General features: G+C 70.2%; 23 protein-coding genes and 1 tRNA gene. 10 read left to right on the top strand and 14 right to left on the bottom strand.

All coding sequences use genetic code 11. The features are described from left to right. Positions 1-2: 2 nt before the first annotated feature. Genes MRBLWH7_RS00965 through MRBLWH7_RS00940 form a run of 6 tightly spaced genes read left to right on the top strand, consistent with a single transcriptional unit; the run spans position 3 to position 5,191 of the window. A complete protein-coding gene (locus MRBLWH7_RS00965; RefSeq protein WP_341998301.1) occupies positions 3-245 on the top strand; it encodes an exodeoxyribonuclease VII small subunit in 243 nt (80 codons plus the stop codon). Continuing rightward, positions 245-892 (top strand): DUF4245 family protein, encoded by a 648-nt coding sequence (locus tag MRBLWH7_RS00960; RefSeq protein WP_341998299.1) that lies wholly within the window; start codon positions 245-247, stop codon positions 890-892. Before MRBLWH7_RS00965 ends, MRBLWH7_RS00960 begins: the two co-directional genes overlap by 1 nt. 35 nt (positions 893-927) lie before the next feature. Then, positions 928-1,539: a carbonic anhydrase gene (locus tag MRBLWH7_RS00955; RefSeq protein WP_342002185.1), complete on the top strand. Its 612-nt coding sequence runs from the start codon at positions 928-930 to the stop codon at positions 1,537-1,539. A 53-nt stretch (positions 1,540-1,592) separates the two neighbouring features. Continuing rightward, positions 1,593-2,987, top strand: coding sequence for a class II fumarate hydratase (locus MRBLWH7_RS00950; protein WP_341998297.1), 1,395 nt, complete (start codon positions 1,593-1,595; stop codon positions 2,985-2,987). 48 nt (positions 2,988-3,035) lie between these two features. After that, positions 3,036-4,538: a HAMP domain-containing sensor histidine kinase gene (locus MRBLWH7_RS00945; protein ID WP_341998295.1), complete on the top strand. Its 1,503-nt coding sequence runs from the start codon at positions 3,036-3,038 to the stop codon at positions 4,536-4,538. Next, the gene (locus MRBLWH7_RS00940) at positions 4,535-5,191 is read left to right on the top strand and encodes a response regulator transcription factor (RefSeq protein ID WP_341998293.1); all 657 of its coding nucleotides are present in this window, start codon (positions 4,535-4,537) and stop codon (positions 5,189-5,191) included. Before MRBLWH7_RS00945 ends, MRBLWH7_RS00940 begins: the two co-directional genes overlap by 4 nt. Before the next feature lie 105 nt (positions 5,192-5,296). On the opposite strand, the gene MRBLWH7_RS00935 is transcribed toward MRBLWH7_RS00940, so the two are convergent. The 4 genes from MRBLWH7_RS00935 to MRBLWH7_RS00920 form a co-directional block, all read right to left on the bottom strand. Beyond that, positions 5,297-6,052, bottom strand: a complete 756-nt coding sequence (locus MRBLWH7_RS00935; protein WP_341998291.1) for a hypothetical protein — start codon at positions 6,050-6,052, stop codon at positions 5,297-5,299. 169 nt (positions 6,053-6,221) lie between these two features. Beyond that, positions 6,222-7,577 carry a PhoH family protein gene (locus tag MRBLWH7_RS00930; protein ID WP_341998289.1) on the bottom strand — a complete coding sequence of 452 codons (1,356 nt, stop codon included), beginning with the start codon at positions 7,575-7,577 and terminating at the stop codon, positions 6,222-6,224. A 197-nt stretch (positions 7,578-7,774) separates the two neighbouring features. Further along, positions 7,775-8,905 (bottom strand): aminotransferase class V-fold PLP-dependent enzyme, encoded by a 1,131-nt coding sequence (locus MRBLWH7_RS00925; protein WP_341998287.1) that lies wholly within the window; start codon positions 8,903-8,905, stop codon positions 7,775-7,777. 36 nt (positions 8,906-8,941) lie between these two features. Further along, entirely contained in the window at positions 8,942-9,727 is a 786-nt protein-coding gene (locus tag MRBLWH7_RS00920; protein WP_341998285.1) for an isoprenyl transferase, read from the bottom strand. A gap of 112 nt (positions 9,728-9,839) precedes the next feature. Here MRBLWH7_RS00920 and MRBLWH7_RS00915 point away from each other — a divergent pair, with 112 nt between their 5' ends. After that, positions 9,840-10,583, top strand: a complete 744-nt coding sequence (locus tag MRBLWH7_RS00915; RefSeq protein WP_341998283.1) for a hemolysin III family protein — start codon at positions 9,840-9,842, stop codon at positions 10,581-10,583. Positions 10,584-10,641: 58 nt separating this feature from the next. On the opposite strand, the gene MRBLWH7_RS00910 is transcribed toward MRBLWH7_RS00915, so the two are convergent. Further along, positions 10,642-10,953 (bottom strand): hypothetical protein, encoded by a 312-nt coding sequence (locus MRBLWH7_RS00910; RefSeq protein ID WP_341998281.1) that lies wholly within the window; start codon positions 10,951-10,953, stop codon positions 10,642-10,644. Positions 10,954-11,067: 114 nt separating this feature from the next. Between MRBLWH7_RS00910 and MRBLWH7_RS00905 the strand changes: the two genes are divergently transcribed. Together MRBLWH7_RS00905 and greA are read left to right on the top strand one after the other, a co-directional pair. Then, positions 11,068-11,466 carry a DUF4307 domain-containing protein gene (locus tag MRBLWH7_RS00905; RefSeq protein ID WP_341998279.1) on the top strand — a complete coding sequence of 133 codons (399 nt, stop codon included), beginning with the start codon at positions 11,068-11,070 and terminating at the stop codon, positions 11,464-11,466. 131 nt (positions 11,467-11,597) lie between these two features. Further along, on the top strand, positions 11,598-12,089 hold the full coding sequence (gene greA / locus MRBLWH7_RS00900) for a transcription elongation factor GreA (RefSeq protein WP_341998276.1): 492 nt from the start codon (positions 11,598-11,600) through the stop codon (positions 12,087-12,089). A gap of 48 nt (positions 12,090-12,137) precedes the next feature. On the opposite strand, the gene ilvA is transcribed toward greA, so the two are convergent. Then, on the bottom strand, positions 12,138-13,418 hold the full coding sequence (ilvA, locus tag MRBLWH7_RS00895) for a threonine ammonia-lyase (protein WP_342002183.1): 1,281 nt from the start codon (positions 13,416-13,418) through the stop codon (positions 12,138-12,140). An 8-nt stretch (positions 13,419-13,426) separates the two neighbouring features. Then, positions 13,427-14,617, bottom strand: coding sequence for an AI-2E family transporter (locus tag MRBLWH7_RS00890; protein WP_341998274.1), 1,191 nt, complete (start codon positions 14,615-14,617; stop codon positions 13,427-13,429). 86 nt (positions 14,618-14,703) lie between these two features. On the opposite strand from MRBLWH7_RS00890, the gene MRBLWH7_RS00885 reads away from it, so the two are divergent. Next, positions 14,704-16,017, top strand: a complete 1,314-nt coding sequence (locus tag MRBLWH7_RS00885) for a crosslink repair DNA glycosylase YcaQ family protein (RefSeq protein WP_341998273.1) — start codon at positions 14,704-14,706, stop codon at positions 16,015-16,017. A 24-nt stretch (positions 16,018-16,041) separates the two neighbouring features. Here the strand turns inward: MRBLWH7_RS00885 and MRBLWH7_RS00880 are convergent, their stop codons facing one another. The 7 genes from MRBLWH7_RS00880 to MRBLWH7_RS00850 all read right to left on the bottom strand — a co-directional run bounded on the left by MRBLWH7_RS00880 (position 16,042) and on the right by MRBLWH7_RS00850 (position 22,291). Next, a complete protein-coding gene (locus MRBLWH7_RS00880) occupies positions 16,042-17,136 on the bottom strand; it encodes a crosslink repair DNA glycosylase YcaQ family protein (RefSeq protein WP_341998271.1) in 1,095 nt (364 codons plus the stop codon). Positions 17,137-17,167: 31 nt separating this feature from the next. Then, on the bottom strand, positions 17,168-17,734 hold the full coding sequence (locus MRBLWH7_RS00875) for a LemA family protein (RefSeq protein WP_045296731.1): 567 nt from the start codon (positions 17,732-17,734) through the stop codon (positions 17,168-17,170). A gap of 82 nt (positions 17,735-17,816) precedes the next feature. Beyond that, positions 17,817-19,130 (bottom strand): D-arabinono-1,4-lactone oxidase, encoded by a 1,314-nt coding sequence (locus tag MRBLWH7_RS00870; RefSeq protein WP_341998265.1) that lies wholly within the window; start codon positions 19,128-19,130, stop codon positions 17,817-17,819. Continuing rightward, positions 19,127-20,356 carry an alanine racemase gene (locus MRBLWH7_RS00865; protein ID WP_341998263.1) on the bottom strand — a complete coding sequence of 410 codons (1,230 nt, stop codon included), beginning with the start codon at positions 20,354-20,356 and terminating at the stop codon, positions 19,127-19,129. Before MRBLWH7_RS00865 ends, MRBLWH7_RS00870 begins: the two co-directional genes overlap by 4 nt. Positions 20,357-20,469: 113 nt before the next feature. After that, complete coding sequence (locus MRBLWH7_RS00860) at positions 20,470-20,634, bottom strand: hypothetical protein (RefSeq protein WP_341998261.1); 165 nt, start codon at positions 20,632-20,634, stop codon at positions 20,470-20,472. Positions 20,635-20,704: 70 nt separating this feature from the next. Further along, positions 20,705-20,777, bottom strand: a tRNA-Leu gene (locus tag MRBLWH7_RS00855). A 71-nt stretch (positions 20,778-20,848) separates the two neighbouring features. Continuing rightward, positions 20,849-22,291 carry an FAD-dependent oxidoreductase gene (locus MRBLWH7_RS00850; RefSeq protein ID WP_342002181.1) on the bottom strand — a complete coding sequence of 481 codons (1,443 nt, stop codon included), beginning with the start codon at positions 22,289-22,291 and terminating at the stop codon, positions 20,849-20,851. Positions 22,292-22,323: the final 32 nt, after the last annotated feature.

The raw sequence follows: 22,323 nt of genomic DNA, 5'->3' as shown, positions 1-22,323 counted from the left end.
GCATGACTGAGACGAGCGGCGCCCTCGCGGACGTCGCGACCCTCTCGTTCGAGCAGGCGCGCGACGAACTCGTCCGCGTCGTCGCCGAACTCGAGCAGGGCGCCCCGACACTCGAGCACTCCCTTGCGCTGTGGGAGCGCGGCGAAGCCCTCGCCGCCCGCTGCGAGGAGTGGCTGCTGGGTGCCAAGCGCCGGCTCGAGGCCGCTCGCGCCTCCGTCGATCGCACACAGGGCGAGGCGCTCTGATGGCACGTGAACCCCGCATCGTCGCCGAGCTCGGTCGTCCTGAGACTCCGGAGGAGACCGCCGACCGCAAGGCGGAGTCGTCGCGGATCTATCGCTCGAGCCAGAACGTCCGCAATCTCATCGCGGCGCTGCTCGCGACGCTCGCGGTCGTCGTCGTTATCATCGCCGCCGTGCCTCGCGGCACGCCACCGCCGCGCGAGGCGATCGACCTCGCTTCCGTCGCCGAGGGCGTCGCTGCCTCGGAGGGACGCACGGTCATCACCCCGGAGATGTCCGACGCGTGGATCATCAACCGCGCGGGCGTCGAGGGCAACGGAGGGGTGCGCGCGTTCACCGTCGTCTACGCGCCCGCCGACGAGAACGCGCGCGGATTCCTCCGCGTCGCGCAGGGGTTCGACGCGGACGAGGCGTGGGAGGCCCGTGTCCTGTCGGGCTCCGCCCCCCAGGACACGGTCACGATCGACGGCATCACGTGGGAGCGCTACGAGCTCGACCCCGACCGCACCGGGAACATCTCGGTCGCGCTCGCCACCGAGGCCGGCGCCGACACGGTGCTCATCTACGGGGCCGCCGGCAAGGACGCCCTCGAGGACACGGCCCGCTCCGTCACGGACCAGATCACCGCACTACGCGAGGAGGCCGAGTGACCGACCACCCCACGCCCGCAAAGGCCTGGCAGGAGATGCAGCGCGGCAACGCGCGCTTCGTCGCCGGCGAACCCCGCCACCCCCGGCAGGACGTCGACACCCGGCATGAGCTCGCGGGCGGGCAGCGACCCCGTGCAGCCCTCTTCGGCTGCGCGGACTCACGCCTGGCGGCGGAGATCATCTTCGACAAGGGCCTCGGCGACCTCTTCGTCGTGCGCAACGCCGGGCAGGTCGTCTCCGAGTCGGTCGTCGGCAGCCTCGAGTACGCCGTCGCGGTGCTCGAAGTGCCCCTCATCGTCGTGCTGGGCCACGACGCCTGCGGCGCCGTCCGTGCGGCGATCGACAGCACCAGCCCCGACGCCGATCCGCTGCCCCCGCATATCTGGCGCCTGATCTCGCCCATCGTGCCCGCAGTGCGCCGCGTCCAGCGGGCCTCGGCCGTGGACGGCGTCTACCCGGACGAGATCGACGCGGAAGAGGTCGGCCGCGAACACCTTCGCGACACCGTCGGCGAGCTGCTGCACTCGTCGGAGCTCATCAGCTCCGCCGTCGCGGAAGGGCGCCTCGCGGTCGTCGGCGCCAACTACCGTCTCGGCGAAGGCATGGCCGTGCCCGACGTCGTGGTCGGGATCACCGACGCCGCCTGACCACCACCCCACTTTTCCCGACACCCCTGTACCGACACGTGAGGAACAACGACGTGACCGACATCGAGTACCGCATCGAGCACGACACCATGGGCGAGGTGCGCGTGCCCAAGAACGCGCTGTACGCCGCGCAGACGCAGCGCGCGGTGGAGAACTTCCCCATCTCGGGGGACCGGCTGGAGCCCGCCCAGGTCGTCGCGCTCGCGCGCATCAAGAAGGCCGCGGCCCTCGCTAACAAAGAGCTCGGTACGCTCGACGGAGCCATCGCCGACGCCATCGCCGGCGCGGCCGACCGCATCATCGCCGGGGAGTTCGCCGACCAGTTCCCGATCGACGTGTACCAGACCGGCAGCGGCACGTCGTCGAACATGAACATGAACGAGGTGCTCGCGACCCTCGCCACGCAGGCGCTCGGCGCGACCGTGCACCCGAACGACCACGTCAACGCGTCGCAGTCGTCGAACGACGTGTTCCCGACCTCCGTGCACATCGCGGTGACCCAGGAGCTGATCGACGATCTGATCCCCGCGCTCGACCACCTGGCCGTCGCCCTCGAGGCCAAGGCCGACCTCTGGAAGAGCGTCGTGAAGTCGGGTCGCACCCACCTCATGGACGCAACGCCCGTCACCCTCGGCCAGGAGTTCGGCGGCTACGCCCGCCAGATCCGCCTCGGCATCGAGCGCGTGCAGGCCGTCCTCCCCCGCGTCGCGGAGGTCCCGCTCGGCGGTACGGCCGTCGGCACCGGCATCAACACGCCGCTCGGGTTCCCGCAGCGTGTCATCGAGCTCATCGTGTCCGACACCGAGCTGCCGATCACCGAGGCCAAGGATCACTTCGAGGCTCAGGCGAACCGCGACGGCCTGGTCGAGGCATCCGGTGCGCTCCGCACCATCGCGGTGTCGCTCACCAAGATCAACAACGACCTGCGCTGGATGGGCTCGGGCCCGAACACCGGCCTCGGCGAGCTGCACATCCCCGACCTGCAGCCCGGATCGTCGATCATGCCCGGCAAGGTGAACCCGGTGATCCCCGAGGCGACGCTCATGGTGTGCGCCCGCGTCATCGGCAACGACGCGACCGTCGCGTGGGCGGGCGCCTCCGGCGCCTTCGAACTCAACGTCGCCATCCCGATCATGGGCAGCGCTGTGCTCGAGTCGATCGAGCTGCTCGCGAACACGTCGCGCGTGCTGGCCGACAAGACCATCGACGGACTCGAGGCGAACGTCGAGCGCGCTGCCGCATACGCCGGCATGTCGCCGTCGATCGTCACGCCGCTCAACAAGCTCATCGGCTACGAGGCCGCCGCCAAGATCGCCAAGCACTCCGTCGCGAAGGGCATCACGGTGCGCGAGGCCGTGATCGACCTCGGCTACGTGGAGCGCGGCGAGCTCACGCTCGAGCAGCTCGACGAGAAGCTCGACCTTCTCTCGATGACGCACCCGGGCTGATTCGCCCGCCCCATGCCGCAAGCCGTGCGTCGGCGGGATAATCGGGTCATGGCACGCACGCCCCGCCCGGTTCCCGCGCGCGTCAGGATCCTCGCCGCGATCCTCGCTGTCGCGTGCGTCGGGCTGGCGATCGTGGGGAGCGTGACGTTCCTGGTGCAGCGCGAGCAGGCCCTCGCGAGCGTCAACGACCGGCTCGAGAACCAGGTCGAGGTGTTGGAGTCCGTCGCGGACCGAACCGCGGTCGGCGCGTCGGGCAGCGCGTCGGCGGCGGTCGAGGAGCTCGACGCCGACGAGTTCCAGAACGTCGACGACTACCTGAAAGCCGTGGTCGCGCGCCTGGTGCCGGCCCGGAACGAAGGCTCACTGGCTCTGATCGACGGCGTGCCACGTTGGGTGCCGACCACTCTCTCGGGCGACGACATCTCGACGAACAAACAGCTCATCGACCGCGTCGTCAGGGAGACCGCCGGGGGTGAGACCAAGAAGGGCACCGCGGTGACCGATCAAGGGTCACTCCGGTACATCGCCATTCCTGTTCAGATGGATGGGGACCCCCGCCAAGGGCTCTATGTACGTGCGGTCAACCTCGGCGAGGAGCTGCAGCCGGTGACCTTCGCCATGACGACGTATGTCATCGCCGCCGTCGCGGTCCTGATCGCCATCGGCGTCGTGGGCTGGTTCGTCACCGGCCGGCTGCTGTCGCCGATCCGCCGCCTCCGTGAGACGGCCGACGCCATCTCCATCACCGACCTCTCGCACCGGCTCGAGCCTCAGGGCAACGACGACATCGCCGACCTGTCGCGCACGGTCAACTCGATGCTGGACCGCCTGGAGGACTCCGTCGACGGGCAGCGACAGCTCCTCGACGACGTGCGCCACGAGCTGAAGACGCCCATCACGATCGTGCGGGGTCACCTCGAGCTGATGAACCCGCAGGATGCCGCGGACGTGGCATCGGCGCGCGACATCGGAATCGCGGAGCTCGACCGGCTCACCCGGCTCGTCGAAGACATCGACGTGCTCGCCACCGCAGAGGCGGACTCGTACAGCCTCGACACCGTAGATCTCGCCGCGCTCACAGAGCGCGTCGCCGAACTCGTCGCCGTGATCCCCGGCCACACCTGGACCATCGAGGCATGTGCCGACGGCAGCACGATCGGCGACCAGGATCGCCTGCTGCAAGCATGGCTCCAACTCGCCGACAACGCCGCCAAGTACACGCCCGGGGGCAGCCCCATCGAGATCGGAAGCGCCCACCCGGACGACGGCCCGCGGCTCTGGGTGCGCGACCACGGTCCCGGCATCCCGCCCGGTGCGCGCGCTCGGATCTTCCGCCGGTTCGACCGGGCCCACGTGAAGCGCTCGGTCGGCGGCTCTGGACTCGGCCTCGCGATCGTCGACGCGATCGCGAAGGGCCACGGCGGACACTGCGTCGTCACCGACACGCCGGGCGGCGGCGCCACATTCACGATCCACCTGCCTCCGACGGAGGCTGAACTGCCGGCACCGGTTCGCGCCGGAGATGTGCTGCAACGGGAGGCTGCCGGATGACCAGGATCCTCATCGTCGAGGACGAACCGCGGATCGCGGCGTTCGTGAGTCGCGGCCTCGAGGCGGCGGGCTACGAGACACTCGTGTGCGAGGACGGGCCTGAAGGGCTCGAGGCCGCGCTGCGCGGCGACGCCGACCTCGTTCTGCTCGACGTCGGCCTTACCACGATGGACGGCTTCGAGGTTCTGCGCGAGCTTCGGGCACGCGGTTCCGCATTACCCGTGATCATGCTGACCGCGCGATCCAGCACGCGCGACACCGTCACCGGACTGGATGCCGGAGCCAACGACTACGTGCCGAAGCCGTTCACATTCGAAGAGCTTCTGGCCCGCGTGCGTTCGCGCCTGCGCGAGAGCGTTCCGCAGCCGGGCGTGTCGATCTCGCACGGCGACGTCGTGCTCGACATCCTGGCGCGCCGCGCGACCGTCGGCGGTCGTGAGATCGACCTGTCGGCGCGCGAGTTCTCGCTCGCCGAGCAGTTCCTGCGCAACCCGGGCCGCGTGCTCAGCCGCGAGCAGCTCCTGAGCCGTGTGTGGGGGCTCGACTTCGACCCGGGCTCGAACGTGGTCGATGTGTATGTGAGGTACCTCCGCGGCAAGCTGGGCGCCGACCACATCGTCACCGTCCGCGGGGCGGGCTACCGCTGGGAGTGAAGCGGTCCGGGCACCCCGCTCAGCGGTTCCCGAGGCAGGAAGAAGCCCCCGGTGCTGGGGGACACCGGGGGCTGTGAAAGGCCGGACTGGGGGATCCGACCGTTGTCAGTCGCGCTTGTCTGGGGAATTGCGCGACTGGTCTTTCTTCCCGTCGTTGCCGGCGCCGTTGCCGTTTCCGACGTTCGATCCCGCGTGAGCGGGACGTTGTGAACCGGTCGACTGCTGACCGGAATGCTTCTGTTCCGCAGCGGGGAGCTCAGGCTCCGGCTCCGGCTCCGGCTCAGGGGTGGGGGCCTGGGCCTTGACCTCGACCTGGACCTGAACCTGGCTCTGCCGCTGGGCGGTGGAACCGCTCGGTTCGCTCGAGCTCTCCTGGTCCTGCTTCTCGCTCGGTTCGGCGTTCTCGCGCTCGAGACGGGCGATCAGAGCTTCGAGCCGGCCGTTCGACCAGCCGTTCGCGACCGCCCAGCCACGGAGTGCGTCCCACGTTCCCGCCGCCTCCGCCGCGGCGATGGCTGCGTCCATGTCGGCGGGCGCGGCCGGACCGGGCGCGGCCGCATCGGGCGTCGCGGGTGCGCGCGCGCCCGTCGAGGCGGAAGGCGCGACGTCGACGGGTGTGGGCGCCTCGACCACTTGCGGCTCGGTGGACGGGTTGAGTGCGTCAGAAGTCGCCGCCGGCGTGGGCCGAGGCGTCGCCGACGCAGATGCGGGGGCGGGGACGACGACGGGCTTCGAGGCGACGCTCGTGCCTTCCGAGTTCGCCAGGACCGCGGTGTTCGCGAGGGCGACGGCGGTCACGACGGCGACGCTCGCCGCGACAGCGGCCATGCCGCCGATCACGAGCCCCGTGCGTGCCTCCACGTCTCCCCTTTCCCTCCGTGTGCGCGGAATCGTTTCCCGTCATCCATGGTGACAGACCGATCGCGCGGGATGCGCCGCGGGCGATGAGACTTTCCTCATGGTCACGCGCCGCAGCGGGCCGGGATCCGGGATCCCGACCCGCTGCATCCTCAGTTGGTCGCGAGGCCCCTCAGGCGAGTTCTCCGGCTTCCAGGAGGTCGGTGACGAGTGCGGCGATGGCCGACCGCTCCGACCGCACGAGTGTCACGTGGCCGAACAGCGAGTGCCCCTTGAGAGTCTCGATGACCGACGCGACGCCGTCGTGACGGCCGACCCGCAGGTTGTCGCGCTGGCCGACGTCGTGGGTCAGCACGACCCGCGAATTCTGCCCGATACGGCTCAGCACGGTGAGCAGCACGTTGCGCTCGAGCGACTGCGCCTCGTCGACGATCACGAACGCGTCGTGCAGCGACCGACCGCGGATGTGGGTGAGGGGCAGCACCTCGAGGAGGCCCCGTTCGACCACCTCGTCGAGCACGTTGGTCGAGACCACCGAGCCGAGGGTGTCGAACACCGCCTGGCCCCAGGGGTTCATCTTCTCCTGCTGGTCCCCCGGCAGATACCCGAGCTCCTGGCCACCGACGGCGAACAGTGGCCGGAACACGATGATCTTGCGCTGCTGCTGCCGCTCGAGCACCGCTTCGAGCGCGGCGCACAGCGCGAGCGCCGACTTTCCGGTGCCGGCACGGCCGCCGAGCGACACGATGCCGACCTCGGGGTCGAGAAGCAGGTCGATCGCGATGCGCTGCTCTGCCGAACGTCCGTGGAGGCCGAACACCTCACGGTCGCCGCGGACCAGGCGGTACTCGCCGTCGCCCACGACGCGCCCCAGCGCAGAGCCTCGCTCGGAGTGGACGATCAGCCCGGTGTTCACCGGCAGTCCTTGCACATCGCCGCTCGAGGCGACCTCGCTCTCGTACAGGTCGCTGATGTCGTCCCCGGAGACGTCGATCTCGGAGATGCCGGTCCAGCCGGAGTCGACCGCCTGCTCGGCGAGGTACTCCTCCGCCGTGATGCCGAGCGATGCCGCCTTCACCCGCATCGGCAGGTCCTTCGAGACGACGGTGACATCCTGCCCGTCCTGGGCGAGGTTCATCGCGATGGCGAGGATGCGACTGTCGTTGTCGCCGAGCCGCATTCCCGAGGGCAGCACCGTCGCGTCGGTGTTGTTCAGCTCGACGCGGAGCGTACCGCCCTCGCCGACCGGAACGGGGAAGTCGAGGCGTCCGTGCTCGACGCGCAGTTCGTCGAGGTGGCGCAGCGCCTGCCGGGCGAAGTAGCCGATCTCGGGATCGTGCCGCTTGCCTTCGAGTTCCGTGATCACCACGACGGGGATCACGACGCTGTGCTCGGCGAAGCGGAAGAAGGCCCGCGGATCGCTGAGCAGCACCGACGTGTCGAGCACATAGGTCCGCAGATCCTGATCGGATGCTGCGACCTGCTCGAGGTCCTGACGGCGCTGCTCGTGTGGTGCTCGTGTGGTCACAACCCACTCCCGCCCCGGGTGGTTCACCCGGCAGTCACGAGTCGACCGGAGTCACGAGTCGCGATCCTGAGGCCGACTCGACCGGGCTCCTTGCCCGATGCGCTCACGCTACGACTGCCTGCCGACATCGGACGCGCCCGACACGCAAGAACGCGTGACATGTTGGTAAACGGATGCTGCACGCGCAGCATCCGTCATCACCAGACCCGTGCCGACGAGAAGGCGGCGAGCGCGTCGCCGAACAGACGCAGCGTGTCGGCGCCGGTGCCGACGTGGGGTGCGACCCGGATGCGGCCGGCCCGCGCGGTGACGGTGAGGCCATGGTTCGCAAGGGAAGCGGCGAGGGGGGCGGCGTCCTGCGGGGCGGGCTCGAGCGTCACGATGCCGGCGCGGTGCTCGGGCTTGCGGGGCGTGATGACCGGCACCTCGTAGCGATCCGCGAAGAACATGACGTCGGCGGCCCGCTCGGCCAGCACCGACTCGATGTCGGTGACACCCACCTCCACCACTTCCCGCAGCGCCGCTGCGAGGCGCGCGGCGGCGAGGGTGTCGATCCCCGAGACGGAGAACGCCTGAGCCGACGTCGCCGGGGCGGGCACGGCGTCGACGGGCAGGTCGCCGTCGACGCCCGCGAAGCCGGAGAGCACGGGGGCGATCCGCTCGAGCGCCCGCTCGCCGAACCAGGCGAAGCCGGTGCCCCGGCCGGCGCGCAGCCACTTGTACCCGTGCCCGCACACGACATCGGCGGCGAGGTAGTCGGCATCGACCATGCCGAAGCCCTGGATGGCATCCACGATGAGCAGGCGGTCGCCGATCACCTCGCGGATCGCCGTCAGGTCGGTGCGGTACCCGGTGCGGAAGTCGACGAGGCTGACCGCGACGGCGCGGGTGTCGTCGGAGAGGGCCGAGCGGATCGCGTCGGGCGTCATGAACCCGTCGGCCGGCTCGACCCACTGCAGCTGCACCGATCCGAACGCCTCCGACGCGCGTGTGGCCGCGACGGTGAGGCTGGGGAACTCGCCGCGACCCAGCATGAGCCCGCCGGCGAGCCCATAGATCGCGTGCATCAGTCCGTACGTTGTGGACGGCTGCAGCGTCACATGCGCGGCATCCGTGCCGATCAGCTCCGCGACCAGCTCGCGGGCCTCGCGCACGTGGTCGGCGACGAGCGCGATGCTCGTGCGCCGGCCGGAGCCCAGCAGCTCGGTGTCGCCCTGCGCCTCGCTGCGGACCGCGGGCGAGAGCGGCCCGAATGCCGCCCAGTCCAGGTACCCCGGTTCCCCATCGAACGACGCCAGATATGAATCCAGATCCGTCACGCGGATCATTCTGGCAGAGGTGTGAACAGCGGTGTGAAAGGCCGCTCAACCGCCGTATCGGCGGTCCCGCGAGGCGAAGTCGCGGATCGCGCGGAGGAAGTCCACCTCGCGGAGATCCGGGCCGAGTGCCTCGACGAAGTAGAACTCCGAGTGGGCCGACTGCCACAGCAGGAAGTCGCTCAGCCGCTGCTCCCCCGACGTGCGGATGACGAGGTCCGGGTCGGGCTGCCCGCCGGTGTACAGGTGTTCCCCGATCTGCTCGGGGGTGAGGCTCGCGGCCAGCTCCTCGAGGGAGCCGCCGCGCTCGTCGTGCTGGGCGATGATGCTGCGCACGGCGTCCACGATCTCGCCCCGGCCGCCGTAGCCGACGGCGAGGTTCACGTGCATCCCCGCGTTGTGCTTCGTGCGGGCTTCGACCTCGGCGAGCACCCGTCTGAGGTCCTCGGGCAGCGCGTCGGCCCGGCCCACGTGCTTCACGCGCCAGTCGCGCTCATGCGAAAGCTCGTCGGCGAGCTCGGCGATGATCTCGATGAGGTCCGACAGCTCCCGCGAATCGCGCTTTCGCAGGTTGTCGTTCGACAGCAGGTACAGCGACACGACGCGGATTCCCACGTCGTCGCACCAGCGGAGGAACTCCTTCATCTTCGCCGCGCCCGCCCGGTGGCCGTGCGCGGCTGAGTCGTAGCCGAGCTGCCTGGCCCACCGGCGGTTGCCGTCGATCATCATCGCGAGGTGTCGCGGGACGGATGCCGGATCCAGGCGACGGCGCAGGCGGTTGATGTAGAGCCGGTAGAGGGGCCCCCTGCCCTCGTTCGTCTCGCCGCGCGCCACACGCCTACGCTACCCCGCGCGCGACCCCGACCCTAGCGTGGGACCCAGTCCCATGCCCAGTGGGACTCAGTATGTTTCCCTCCAGGTATGCGCCCCCGTCTACGCTTAGGACATGAGCCGACGTCGCAGCCTCCCCCAGGCCCCCGAGGTCCCCGTTCTGCCGCTGATGGACGCCGCGGCCGTCGACGCCGCGACGCCAGATCTCAAGCCCAGCTGGCGCGGCTGGATCCACGCCGCGACCTTTCCCATCGCGATCGCGGCCGGCATCGTGCTCATCGTGCTCGCTCAGGGTGCTCCGGCGAAATGGGCGTCGGTGGTGTTCATGACGACATCGCTCCTGCTGTTCGGCAACTCAGCGCTCTACCACCGGTTCGACTGGAAGCCGAAGACCAAGGCGATCCTGAAGCGCATCGACCATGCGAACATCCTGCTGCTGATCGCCGGCACCTACACCCCGATCGCGGTGCTCGCGCTCCCGCCGCAGCAGGGAGCGCTGCTGCTGGTCCTGGTCTGGAGCGGTGCGCTCCTCGGGATCCTCTTCCGCGTCTTCTGGATCAACGCCCCGCGCTGGCTCTACGTCGCCCTGTATCTCCTCCTCGGATGGGCGGCCGTCATGTACATCGTGCCGCTGTTCAAGGCCAGCGCAGCCATGATGGTGCTCGTCGCCGTGGGCGGCATCCTCTATACGGTCGGTGCGGTCATCTACGCGCTGAAGCGCCCTAATCCATGGCCTGGCCACTTCGGCTTCCACGAGATCTTCCACGTCTGCACCGTGCTGGCGTTCCTCTGCCACTGGACGGCGTGCCTCATCATCGCGCTGCACCCGTACTCCCCGTCGCTGGGGCTCCCGGGCTGAGGACGATGACGGATGCTGCGGGCCGCAGCATCCGTCTCCCGTGGACGCTTTCGGGTCTTCAGGCCTTGGGGGTCTCGCCGCGGCCACCGTCGTCCGCCGGATCGATGCTCTGGTCGTCGACCTCGCTCGCCTCCGTGGCGCGCGCGGCCTGCTCCTCGGCTTCCAGCTGCTCCTGGATGTCGGCGCGCACCCGGCCGCGGCGGATGCGGCGCATCATGTCCCAGATCAGGAAGATGACGGCGATCGCGATCAGCGCGGTGACGAGGAATCCGACGACCCCGGGGCTCACGAGGTTCGGGTCGACCGCGGGCGCGGGAGTCGGCGTCGGAGTCGTCGCGGTGGGAAGGATCCCGGCGATCGCGTGCTGCATGGGTTCCTCGCTCTGCCCGCGGAGCGGGCGGTGTCGTCGGGGGTGCGCGCGAGCGCATAGCCTGGAGTTCCAGCCTAATCTTCCGATGCGACCCGACGATCCCGAAGGAGCGGCGTGACCACGCAGGACATGCTCGACGAGCGCTACGGCCGTCGCCGATCGCCCGCGCGTGGGTGGCTCATCGGGGCCGGCATCGTCGTCGCGGTCGGCCTCGTCGGGCTCTTCGGCTGGTTCACCGTGCGCGGGTCGCTCGACTCCGTCGACGCCGACACGACCTCGTTCGAGGTCGTCGACGAGCACTCCGTGACGCTCGGATTCCAGGTCAGCGCTCCGCCCGGTGCCGCGGTCGCCTGCGCGATCGAGGCGCAGGACCAGGAGCACGGCGTGGTGGGCTGGCGGGTCGTCGAGCTGCCGGCATCCGAGCTCCACGCGCGCGCGTTCCGCGAGGCTGTCCCGACGACCGCGCTCGCCACCACCGGCTTCGTCAACTCGTGCTGGGTGCTGCCCGGATGAGTTTGTCCGAACAGACGCCGTGACGTAGTCTGGCGGGACATCAGCAGAATCGCGCCCTGGCCGTGAGCCGGGGCGTTCGGTTTATGCCCGCACCGCTCTCGTCGGCAGCGGGCCCTACGAAGGAGTCAGCCGTGTCCACCGACGCCCCCGTGACCTTCCTCACCCAGGACGCCTACGATCGCCTGGCCGCCGAGCTCGAGCACCTCTCGACGACCGGCCGCGAGGAGATCGCCAAGCGCATCGAGGCCGCGCGCGAAGAAGGCGACCTCAAGGAGAACGGCGGCTACCACGCCGCCAAGGACGAGCAGGGCAAGCAGGAGGCGCGCATCCGCACTCTGCAGCACCTGCTCAAGACCGCAACGGTCAGCGAGGCGCCGCAGAGCAGCGGTGTCGTCGAACCCGGCACCGTCATCACCGCGATCGTGGCCGGCGGCGAAGAGGTCTTCCTGCTCGGCAACCGCGAGATCGCCGTCGGCTCCGAGCTCGACGTTTACAGCGAGGCCTCGCCCCTGGGCGTCGCGATCCTCGGCCGTAAGGAAGGCGAGAAGACCTCGTACACGGCCCCCAACGGTCGCGAGATCGCCGTCGAGATCGTCAAGGTCGAGACCTACAACGGTCAGTGATCCGCCCAGGGCTTCAGGGGCTCCCCGGAGGCCGCCGAGCGGCCCTCGCTAGTCCGGAACGACCGTGGGCGCGTAGCCGGCATCCTCGAGCACGGAGATGACGTGCGCGCGGTGCTCTTCGCCGCGCGTCTCGACGCTGAGCTGCAGGATCACCTCGCTGATCTGGATGCCCTGGCCGTGGCGTGTGTGCAGCACCTCGATGACGTTCGCACCGGCGATCGCCAGCAGTTCTGACACCCGCGCGAGCTGGCCGGGACGATCCGGCAGCGGGATGCGCAGCGTCATATACCGACCGGATGCCGCGAGCCCATGCGCGACGACGCGCTGCAGCAGCAGCGGGTCGATGTTGCCGCCCGAGAGAACCGTCACCGTCGGGCCCGTCGCGACGACCTTGCCCGCCAGGATCGCCGCCACGCCCACGGCGCCTGCCGGCTCCACCACCTGCTTGGCGCGCTCGAGGAGCACGAGCAGGGCGCGGGCGATGTCGTCCTCGCTCACCGTCACGACCTCGTCGACGAGGTCGCGGATGATCTCGAAGGGCAGGTCTCCCGGGCGGGCGACCGCGATGCCGTCTGCGATCGTCGGCGACGTCGGGACTTCGAGCGGATGCCCCGCCTCCAGCGACGCCGGATACGCGGCGGAACTCTCCGCCTGCACGCCGATCACCCGCACCGTTCGGCCCTCTGCCGCCGCGCGGGCCTTGACGGCCGCGGCGACGCCGGCGACCAGCCCGCCCCCGCCGATGCCGAGGACTATCGTGTCGAGGTCGGGCAGCTCGTCCATGAGCTCGAGGCCCAGCGTCCCTTGACCGGCGATGACGTCCTGGTGGTCGAACGGGTGGATGAAGACGGCGCCCGTGCGCTCGGCGAACTCCGCCGCGAGTCGCAGCGGCGTCTCGACCGTGGCGCCCTCCAGGACGACGTCGGCGCCGTACCCCCGCGTGGCGAGGAGCTTCGGCACCGGTACGCCGAGGGGCATGAAGATCGTCGCGTGGATGCCGAGAGCCTTGGCCGCGAGTGCCACGCCCTGGGCGTGGTTGCCGGCGGAGGCCGCGACGACGCCCCGCGCGCGTTCCTCCGCGGTCAGGCGTGACAGGCGGTAGGTCGCGCCGCGGATCTTGAACGACCCGGTGCGCTGCAGGTTCTCGAGCTTGAGGTGCACCGGCACGCCGAGGACGTCCGTCAGGTGCTGCGAGGCGTCGAGCGGCGTGTGCGATATGACCCCTTCGAGGGTGGCTGCGGCATCCTCGAAATCGGCGAGTGTCGGCACGGCCGACGCATGCGGCGCCGGAACGGCGGCGGTCTCGGACACCTGGTCGGCGGATGACATGGCGGTGGTCACGAACGGACTCTCCTCTGGCGGGGAACGGTGCTCCAGATGAGGTCCCCGGTGGGTCTGGCGCCGGTCTCCCATGCGCGTTCGGCAAGGTATACCGCGACGACGTTCACGAACGCGGCGAGCGGCACGGCGAAGAGGGCGCCCGGGATGCCGGCGATCATGGCACCGCCGGCCACCACGAGCACGACGGCGAGCGGGTGGACCTTGACGGCCGAGCCCATGAGGAGCGGCTGGAGAACGTGCCCCTCCAACTGCTGCACCCCGAGGACGACCACGAGCATCCAGAGCGCGATCCACGGACCGTTGTAGACGAGCGCGAGGAAGACCGCGACCGTTCCCGTGACGACGGCACCGACGATCGGGACGAACGCGCCGAGGAAGACGAGCACGGCAACGGGGATCGCAAGGGGCACCCCGAGCAGGGCGGCACCGAGACCGATGCCGATGGCGTCGATGGTCGCGACCAGCAGCTGCGTGCGCGCGTAGTTGACCACGGTGATCCAGCCGGCTCGGCCGGCGCCGTCGGCGGCGGGGCGCGCCTTCTTGGGGAACAGCCGCAGGGTCCAGCGCCAGATGCCCGCACCGTCGGCGAGCAGGCACAGCAGGATGAAGAACGCGAGCACCGTGCCGGTGACGACGTGGCCGATCGTGGACCCGATGGCGAGAGCCCCGGACCACAGCAGCTCGGCCTGCTGCTGCACGAAGGCCCAGCCCTGCGCGAGCAGATCATCGATCTGATCCTCGCTGAGGTGCAGCGGGCCGTCGATGAGGTACTGCCGGAACTGCTCGATCGCGGCCACCGTGCTCGCCTGCACCGAGTCCCACTGCCGCATGATCTGCCACACGACGAGCCACAGCAGTCCCGTGACGATCGCGATGGTGCCCACGACGCAGATGACGATGGCCAGCCAGCGCGGCATCCGTCGGCGGAGCATCCAGGCGAACGCCGGCCACAGCAGGGCGGTGATGAGGATCGCGATCAGGAGCGGGATCACGAGCAGCTTCAGCTGGATCACGAGCCACACGCCGACGCCGATCGCCGCGGCGACGACGATCAGACGCCACGAGTAGGCGGTGGCGACTCTGAGCCCACGCGGCACCGAAGCGGACGTCTCGGTGGAGACGACCCGGCCGCGGTCGCGGACGGCGTCGAAGAGGGAGCCGCGGGGCTTGTCTTCGGAGCCGCTCATTGGGCCAGTCTAGGCGCGTCGCATTCCGCGCCGGTCATGAACGGCGGGGCGTTGCGATGTCGGAGGCTGCGGCTACGCTGACGCCCGTGAAGTCCTCACTCAGCGCCGCTGAGGCGCGTCGCGTGGCACTGGCCGCCCAGGGATTCGGGCGGCCCCGCCCGTCCGCGGCCGGCACCCGGCAGCTCAACGGCGCGCTGGCGCGCATGGCGACGCTGCAGATCGACTCGGTCAACGTCTTCGCCCGTTCCCACTACATGCCGCTGTTCTCGCGCGTCGGCGCCTACGACACCGCCGCGCTCGACCGTCTGCTGTTCGCCCGCCGCTCCCCGTACGTGGAGTACTGGGCGCATGTGGCCGCGTTCATCCCCGCCGAAGACTGGGGGCTGTTCGACTTCCGCATGCAGGCGCTGCGCGCGAAGTACGGCAGCAAGCCCGGTGGCTGGTTCGACGCGAATCGCGACATCGTCGACTGGGTGCGCGCCGAGCTCGCCGACCGCGGCCCGCTGCGCCCGGCGCAGATCGAGCACGACGCGAAGGAGAGCGCGCGGGGTCCCTGGTGGGACTGGGATGTCGTCAAGCAGGCGCTCGAGTACCTGTGGATGTTCGGCGAGGTGGCGATCGCGGGGCGCCGCGGATTCGAGCGGCGGTACGGCCTCGCCGAGCAGGTGATCCCGCGCCATGTGCTCGAGGCGCCGATCCCCCGTGACGAGGCTGTGCGGGAGCTCGTGCGGCGCGCAGCGCGCGCCTGCGGTGTCGCCACCGCCGCCGACATCGCCGACTACTGGCGCATCGCCGACCGCAAAGCCGTGACGACGGCCCTCGGCGACCTCGTCGACGCCGGCGAGCTGCACGCGGTGTCGGTCGAAGGGTGGACCACGGCCGGCCGGCCGGCGAAGGCGTGGCTGCACGCCGAGGCCGTCGTTCCGCGCAAGGTGGACGCCTCGGCGATCCTGACGCCGTTCGATCCGGTGGTGTGGTTCCGGGACCGCGCCGAGCGGCTCTTCGACTTCGAGTACCGCATCGAGATCTACACGCCGGCGCCGCGGCGCCGGTTCGGCTACTACTCGCTGCCCGTCCTCATCGGCGACGACATCGTCGGCCGCGTCGACCTCAAGGCCGACCGCGCCGACTCGACGCTGCTCGTCCAGTCGGCGTGGTGGGAGTACGGCAGGCCCGCCGATGCCGCGCCGCGCCTCGCCGACGAGCTTCGGCTCGCCGCCGCCTGGCAGGGGCTCGAGTCGATCTCGATCTCGCGCTGGGGTGATGCGACCGATGACCTCGCACGCGTGATGCCCGCGTCGGCGCGTCACGACGCGGGTCCGGCGGAGCCGGTGCCTCTCGCCTCGGAAGAACCCGTGACGGACGCGCACGACCTGGATGTCGCGGAGCTGGCCGGCTGATCCGGCCGGGCGGCCGCGTGGGGCTCAGTCGCCCGGGCCGGTCACCTCGAGCCCCAGCCAGCGCGCGAGATCCTGCGTCTCGCCCTCCACCGAAGCCCTGACCTGCTCGGTGAACGGCTCGTCCTCGTGGACGGCGTGCACGCGGAGCACACCCGCCTTGCGATCGGCCTTGGCGTCGAGCTTGCCGACGAATCGGTCCCCGTGGAGGATCGGCAGCGCGAAATAGCCCCACCGGCGGTCGCGCGCAGGTTTGTACATCTCGAGGACGTACTCGTAGCCGAAAAGCTCCTCGAGCCGGCGCCGATCGAACACGGCGCGGTCGAAGGGCGACAGCAGCGCCGTGCGACCGGCGAACCCGTCAGCGTCGGCCAAGGCGCCGAGATCTACCCGCCACGAGCCGTCGACGCCCTCGACCACCGCCTCCTCGCCGATCTCGCCGACGTCGATCGGCTCGAAGGGCTGGGCGAGACCCTTGACCCGGGCGATCCCCAGCGATGCCAGTCGGCGCTCCGCACGCTCGCGGGCGGCGTCCTCTGCCGTCAGTTGCGGCACGTCGGACGGGTACACGCGCTCGGCGACGTCGAACAGGCGGCCCCCAGCATCGCGTGACGAGACCGCCACATCGCCGGACAGCACGAGCATCTCCAGCAGCTGCATCGAGTTGCGGTTGTTCGTCCAGCCCGACGAGCGCCACGACACCTGCGCGGTGTCGGGGATCTCGGCGGCCCGCAGCGGGCCGTCGGCACGCAGCCGCGCGAGCACTTCCCGACGGAACACGTCGTTCGCGGCGAGCCACTCCCGCGCCTGCGCCGACTCTGGGCGGCGCCTCATCTCGGGAATGAGCAGGGCGAGATCGGTCATGACGCGATAGAAACCGCCCCACTCGAAGACCGCGCGGTCCTCCTCGAACAGGCGCACGAGGTCGGCCGGCTGGTACGGCCACCCGAGCCGGCTCCACAGGATGAGGTCCGCGCTCGGAGCGATCGCCGCGGTCGGCTCGATGTTGACGACCGTCAGCGCGTCGATCGTCTCGACGATGCCCGCGGGCCTCTCAGCGGTCAGCAGCTGCCCGCGCAGCGCGATGCGGCGGGCGTGTTCACGGCTGAGCCGATGGACCATTCCCCGACGCTACCGCCGGCCTCCGACCCCGTCAGAACTGCACGCGCGGCGGCTCCGAGATCGCGGCCCCGTCGATCACCTCGAAGAACTCGCGCTCATGGAAGCCGAGGTTGCGCGCGAACAGGTTGTTCGGGAAGACCTTGATCTTCGTGTTGAGCTCGCGCACGCCGCCGTTGTAGAACCGGCGCGACGCCTGGATCTTGTCTTCGGTATCGACGATCGACTGCTGCAGCTGCAGGAAGTTCTGACTGGCCTGCAGCTGCGGATAGGCCTCGGCGACCGCGAACAGCGACTTCAGCGCCTGCTGCAGGTGCCCCTCGGCGACGCCGGCCTCGGCCGGCCCCGACGCCGACAGCGTCTCGGCGCGCGCTCTCGTGACGTTCTCGAAGACGGCCTTCTCGTGGGCGGCGTAGCCCTTCACAGCCTCGATGAGGTTCGGGAGCAGATCGGCCCGACGCTTGAGCTGCACCGTGATGTCGCTCCACGCCTCATCCACGCGCACGTTCAGCTGGACGAGCGAATTGTAGGTCGCCCAGAGATAGATGCCGACGATGACGACGAGCGCCAACACGATCAGGACTGGGATCAGCCATTCCATTGCCGAGGCTCCGTTCGATAGTGACCTCATCCTACCGACGCGAAACCCCGTCGCATGTGGGGTATTCCCCGACTCTCAGCCGTTACCCACCGAGGACGCGATCGAGATACGGGTTGCGGAACAGCCGCTCCGGGTCGAGCCGGTCGCGCAGTGCGACGAAGTCCTCGAAGCGCGGGTAGCGCGCCCGCAGCTGGTCGGCACCGAGCGTGTGCAGCTTCCCCCAGTGAGGCCGCCCGTCGAAGCCGAGCATGATCTCCTCGACCGCCTCGAAGTACTCCGTCGGGTCTTCCCGCCAGTACCGGTGCACCGCGATGTACCCCGAAGCGCGGCCGTAGGCCGTCGACAGCCACCGATCGTCGGCGGCCGCGACCCGCACTTCGATCGGGAAGCCGATCCGCCAGCCGCGCTGGTCGATCAAGGCGCGCATCGCGTCGAACGCGGGCCGCAGGTTCTCGACCGGCACCGCGTACTCCATCTCGCGGAACCGCACCGACCGGTTGGTCGCGAAGACGCGGGCCGAGGCATCCGTGAACTCCCGATTGCCCCAGATCTTCGCCGACAGCCTGTTGATCGGCGGCACCAGGGCCGGGATCGTCGCGCCGGCCGCGCAGGCGACCTGGTGGGCGCCGGTGCCGACGAGCGTGTCGTCGATCCACTTGCCGACGGCGGGAAGGGGATGCCGCGGCGCGGTCTCGGGGAGGCGCATGTTGGTCTTGGTCATCGCTCGGTCGGTGTGCGGGAACCAGTAGAACTCGAAGTGATCGGCCGCCGCCGCGCGTTCGCCGAGGGCACCGAGGACCTCCGCGAGATCCTCGGACTGATCGACGGCGTGCAGGACGAACGCCGGCACGCACTGAAGTGTGACCTCGACGAGGATGCCGAGGGCGCCGAGCCCGAGAGCGACCGCCGGTACCAGCTCGGGATTCTCCTCCTCGCTCACGCTGAAGAGGTCGCCGGATGCGGTGACCAGGGTCGCGCCGACGACCTGGCCCGCGATGCCGGTGAACCGCTCCCCCGTGCCATGCGTACCGGTGGAGATCGCCCCGGCGATGGACTGACGGTCGATGTCGCCGAGGTTCTCCATCGCGAGGCCGAACGGGGCGAGGAGCGACGGGATCTCGTGCAGGCGCGTGCCCGCGAGAAGCGTCACCCGGGCACGGTCGACGTCGACCGAGACGAGCCCGCTGAGGTCGCGGAGCTCCAGCAGTGCGCCGGGCGCGACCGCGATGCCGGTGAAGCTGTGACCGGCACCGACCGCCTTGATCGGCATATGCTGCGCCGCCGCGGCCACGACGGCGCGCTGCACCGCCGCGACGGTGCGGGGGAACTCCATGCGCTGCGGGCGCACCGACTCCGTGCGGCTCCAGTTGCGCCACACCGCTCCCGGACGGGTCACAGGAACGCCTTGCCTTCGCCGCGGTAGGTCGCCACCTCCCCCACGTAGGTGTCGCGCTCCACCACGTGGTAGCGATCGACGCGCTCGGCGAGCTCACCGCTCTTGGAATGGCGGAACCACACGCGGTCGCCCACCCGCAGCTCGCGGGCCGCATCGCCGCGGAGCGGCGTCTGCACCTCGCCGGCTCCCTCGCGGGGCGCCATGCGCAGTCCGGCGGGCCACACGGCACGGGGCTGACGCGACTCGAGCGCGGGCCCGGAGGCGATCCATCCGCCGCCGAGCACCGTCGCGACGTCGGGAGCCGGCTTGCGCACGACCTCCAACGCGAACGCGGCGGCCGGCGCGGGATCGAAGGCGCGATAGCCGTCGAACAGGTGCCCGGCGAGCAGACCGCTGCCGGCGGTGACCTCGGTGACGGCCAGATCGGATGCCGTCAGCTCGAGGGATCCGGTCCCGCCGCCGTTGACGAACTCGAGCGGGGCGATGTCGCGGAGCGCGGCGACGATGGCGCCGCGGCGTTCGAGGAGCTCGGCGGCGGAGCGTCGCTGCATCCAGCGGATCACGGCGTCGCCGGACCCGGTGGCGTCACCCTGCCCCGCGATCTGGGCCTCGTACATCATGAGGCCGACGAGGCGGAAGCCGGGGCGGGCAGCGATCGAGCGCGCAAGGGCGGCAACTTCGGCCGCGTCGTGCACCGGGGAGCGGAGCACGCCGATGTGACCGAGTGCGGGTGCCCGCCACGAGGCGTCGGCGTCGATGGCCACGCGGATCTCGGGCCGCGCATCGGGAGCGGCGACGGCGTCGACGAGGTCGAGCTGCGCCAGGTCGTCGACCATCAGCGTGATCCGCGACGATGCGGTCTCATCGGCCGCCAGCGCGGCGATCGCGGACCGGTCGGCCGTCGGGTAGCCCAGCACGATGTCGTCCATCGTCTCGGCGAGCCACAGGGCCTCGGGAAGCGTGAAGGCGAGGATGCCCTGGTAGCCGGGCAGCGCCAGGACGGCGTTCAGAACCTCCCGCACGCGCACCGACTTGCTGGCGACGCGGATCGGCACGCCGCCGGCGCGCACCACGAGGTCGAGTGCGTTGTACCGCAGCGCCTCGGAGTTGATGGCGGCGACCGGGCCGCTGACCTCCGTCAGGGCATGGCTCATCGCGTCCCAGTAGGACCCAGGGTGCTCCCACGGCTTCGTCGCCGTGGGAGTGGACAGCAGATCGAGACTCATACGGCTCGCTGGGGGTGCGTGCGCATCGCCCCAGCCTAGAGCGCGGGGAGCGGTCCCGATGACCGGCTGTGGATGGCCGTGCGCACACGCCGGCGGCGTGCTGATCCGGGAGGTCAGTCCTTCGCCCTCGCGGCGCGCTCCTGCTCGACTTCGTCCTCGGCGCCGTAGACGGCGATCGGCGGGGCGCCTAGGAGCAGTGCCGTGAACTTCCACCACCAGCCGCTCTTCGGGGCGCGCTGATCGCGCTCGCCCTGCGGGCCCGTGCTGTTCTCGCCCATTCCGGGACCCTTTCGCCGGTTTTGACCAGATTAGCGGGCATTCTCGGCGAAGGCGAGCTCCCGGCGGGAGTACCCCCGGTGGGATTCGAACCCACACTTGAGCGAGTTTAAGTCGCCTGCCTCTGCCGTTGGGCTACGGGGGCGGGTCGCGTCCTCGGGGAACGCGAATGCCGCAGGCTCATCTTCTCAGACGAGCCTGCGGCATCCTTCGTCATCAGTTCGCAGCGACCTTCTCGGCGTCGACGGCTGCCTTCGCCGGAGCCTTGCGCGCGGGAGCCTTCTTGGCCGGCGCCGCTGCCGGAGCAGCCTTCTCGGCGGGCGCCTCGACCGGCTGCGGCGGACGCGGGCGTGCGGCGAACTCTTCGAACACGTAGCGCGGGTTCTGCACGGTCGACAGGTTCACCATGTCGCGACCGAGCCAGAAGTTGTTCCACCAGCCCCACAGCACGCGCCACTTGCGCTCCCACGAGGGCATCGCCAGGCCGTGGTAGCCGCGGTGGGCGAGCCACGCGATCCAGCCCTTGAGCGCGATGTTGCCCGACTGGAACACGCCGACCCAGAGGCCCAGGCCCGCGACGGCACCGAGGTTCTTGTGGATGTACTCGCGGGGCACCTCGCCGCGGAGCACCGCCACCAGGTTCTTCGCGAGCAGCTTCGCCTGACGCACGGCGTGCTGCGCGTTCGGCACGCAGTACCCGCCCACGCCGCCACCGGTGAGGTCGGGCACGGCCGACACGTCGCCGGCGGCCCAGGCGCCCTCGACGACCTCGTCCTCGCTGCCGACCCGCAGGTCCGCACGGGTGCGGATGCGGCCGCGCTCCTCGACGGGCAGATCGCCGCCGCGCACCACCGTGGGGTTCGCCATGACGCCGGCGGTCCAGATCATGAGGTCGCTCGGGATGGTCTCGCCGGTCGACAGCTCGATGTTGCCGCCGACGGCGCCCGTGACCTGCGTGTCGAGATGCACCGAGGCGCCGCGCTTCGCGAGGTTCTTCAGCACCCACTCGCTCGTCTTCAGCGAGACCTCGGGCATGATGCGGCCCATCGCCTCGATGAGGTGGAAGTGCGTGTCGTCGAAGGTGAGCTGCGGGTAGCTCTTGACCAGCGAGGAGGCGAGCGAGCGCAGCTCGGCGAACACCTCGATGCCGGCGAAGCCCCCGCCGACGACGACGACGGTGAGCAGGCGGTCGCGCTCCGGACCGGCGGGCAGCGTCGACGCCTTGTCGAAGTTCGACATCAGCTTGTCGCGGATCGCGACGGCCTCTTCGATCGTCTTCAGGCCGATCGCGTTGTCAGCGATGCCGGGGATCGGGAACGTGCGCGAGACGGCACCCGCGGTGACGACGATCTGGTCGTAGGCGAGCTCGTAGGGCTCGCCCGCGATCGGCGTGATCGTGGCGACCTTGTTCGCGTGGTTGATGCCGGTGACCTTGGCGGCCACGACGTTCGTCTTCTTGAGGTGGCGACGCAGCGCGACCACCGAGTGGCGGGCCTCGATCGAGCCGGCGGCGACCTCGGGGAGGAATGGCTGGTAGGTCATATAGGGCAGCGGGTCGACGATCGTCACGTCCGCCTCACCCTTGCGGAGATGCTTCTCGAGCTTCCAGGCCGTGTAGAAGCCTGCGTATCCGCCACCGACGATGAGGATCTTGGGCACGGTGTTGGTCACGGTTTGGAGTACTCCTCCTG

This window comes from Microbacterium sp. LWH7-1.2 (genome assembly GCF_038397755.1).
Lineage (GTDB): Bacteria > Actinomycetota > Actinomycetes > Actinomycetales > Microbacteriaceae > Microbacterium.
Note: the sequence above shows the minus strand (reverse complement) of the source record. Positions and strands in the feature narration are given on the sequence as shown.

Excerpts from the sequence above, each read along its gene's own strand:
- MRBLWH7_RS00965 (WP_341998301.1), top strand. The coding sequence starts at position 3 with ATGACTGAGACGAGCGGCGCCCTCGCGGACGTCGCGACCCTCTCGTTC.
- MRBLWH7_RS00960 (WP_341998299.1), top strand. The coding sequence starts at position 245 with ATGGCACGTGAACCCCGCATCGTCGCCGAGCTCGGTCGTCCTGAGACT.
- MRBLWH7_RS00955 (WP_342002185.1), top strand. The coding sequence starts at position 928 with ATGCAGCGCGGCAACGCGCGCTTCGTCGCCGGCGAACCCCGCCACCCC.
- MRBLWH7_RS00945 (WP_341998295.1), top strand. The coding sequence starts at position 3,036 with ATGGCACGCACGCCCCGCCCGGTTCCCGCGCGCGTCAGGATCCTCGCC.
- MRBLWH7_RS00940 (WP_341998293.1), top strand. The coding sequence starts at position 4,535 with ATGACCAGGATCCTCATCGTCGAGGACGAACCGCGGATCGCGGCGTTC.
- MRBLWH7_RS00925 (WP_341998287.1), bottom strand. The coding sequence starts at position 8,905 with ATGATCCGCGTGACGGATCTGGATTCATATCTGGCGTCGTTCGATGGG.
- MRBLWH7_RS00915 (WP_341998283.1), top strand. The coding sequence starts at position 9,840 with ATGAGCCGACGTCGCAGCCTCCCCCAGGCCCCCGAGGTCCCCGTTCTG.
- MRBLWH7_RS00910 (WP_341998281.1), bottom strand. The coding sequence starts at position 10,953 with ATGCAGCACGCGATCGCCGGGATCCTTCCCACCGCGACGACTCCGACG.
- ilvA (WP_342002183.1), bottom strand. The coding sequence starts at position 13,418 with ATGTCATCCGCCGACCAGGTGTCCGAGACCGCCGCCGTTCCGGCGCCG.
- MRBLWH7_RS00890 (WP_341998274.1), bottom strand. The coding sequence starts at position 14,617 with ATGAGCGGCTCCGAAGACAAGCCCCGCGGCTCCCTCTTCGACGCCGTC.
- MRBLWH7_RS00880 (WP_341998271.1), bottom strand. The coding sequence starts at position 17,136 with ATGGTCCATCGGCTCAGCCGTGAACACGCCCGCCGCATCGCGCTGCGC.
- MRBLWH7_RS00875 (WP_045296731.1), bottom strand. The coding sequence starts at position 17,734 with ATGGAATGGCTGATCCCAGTCCTGATCGTGTTGGCGCTCGTCGTCATC.
- MRBLWH7_RS00865 (WP_341998263.1), bottom strand. The coding sequence starts at position 20,356 with ATGAGTCTCGATCTGCTGTCCACTCCCACGGCGACGAAGCCGTGGGAG.
- MRBLWH7_RS00860 (WP_341998261.1), bottom strand. The coding sequence starts at position 20,634 with ATGGGCGAGAACAGCACGGGCCCGCAGGGCGAGCGCGATCAGCGCGCC.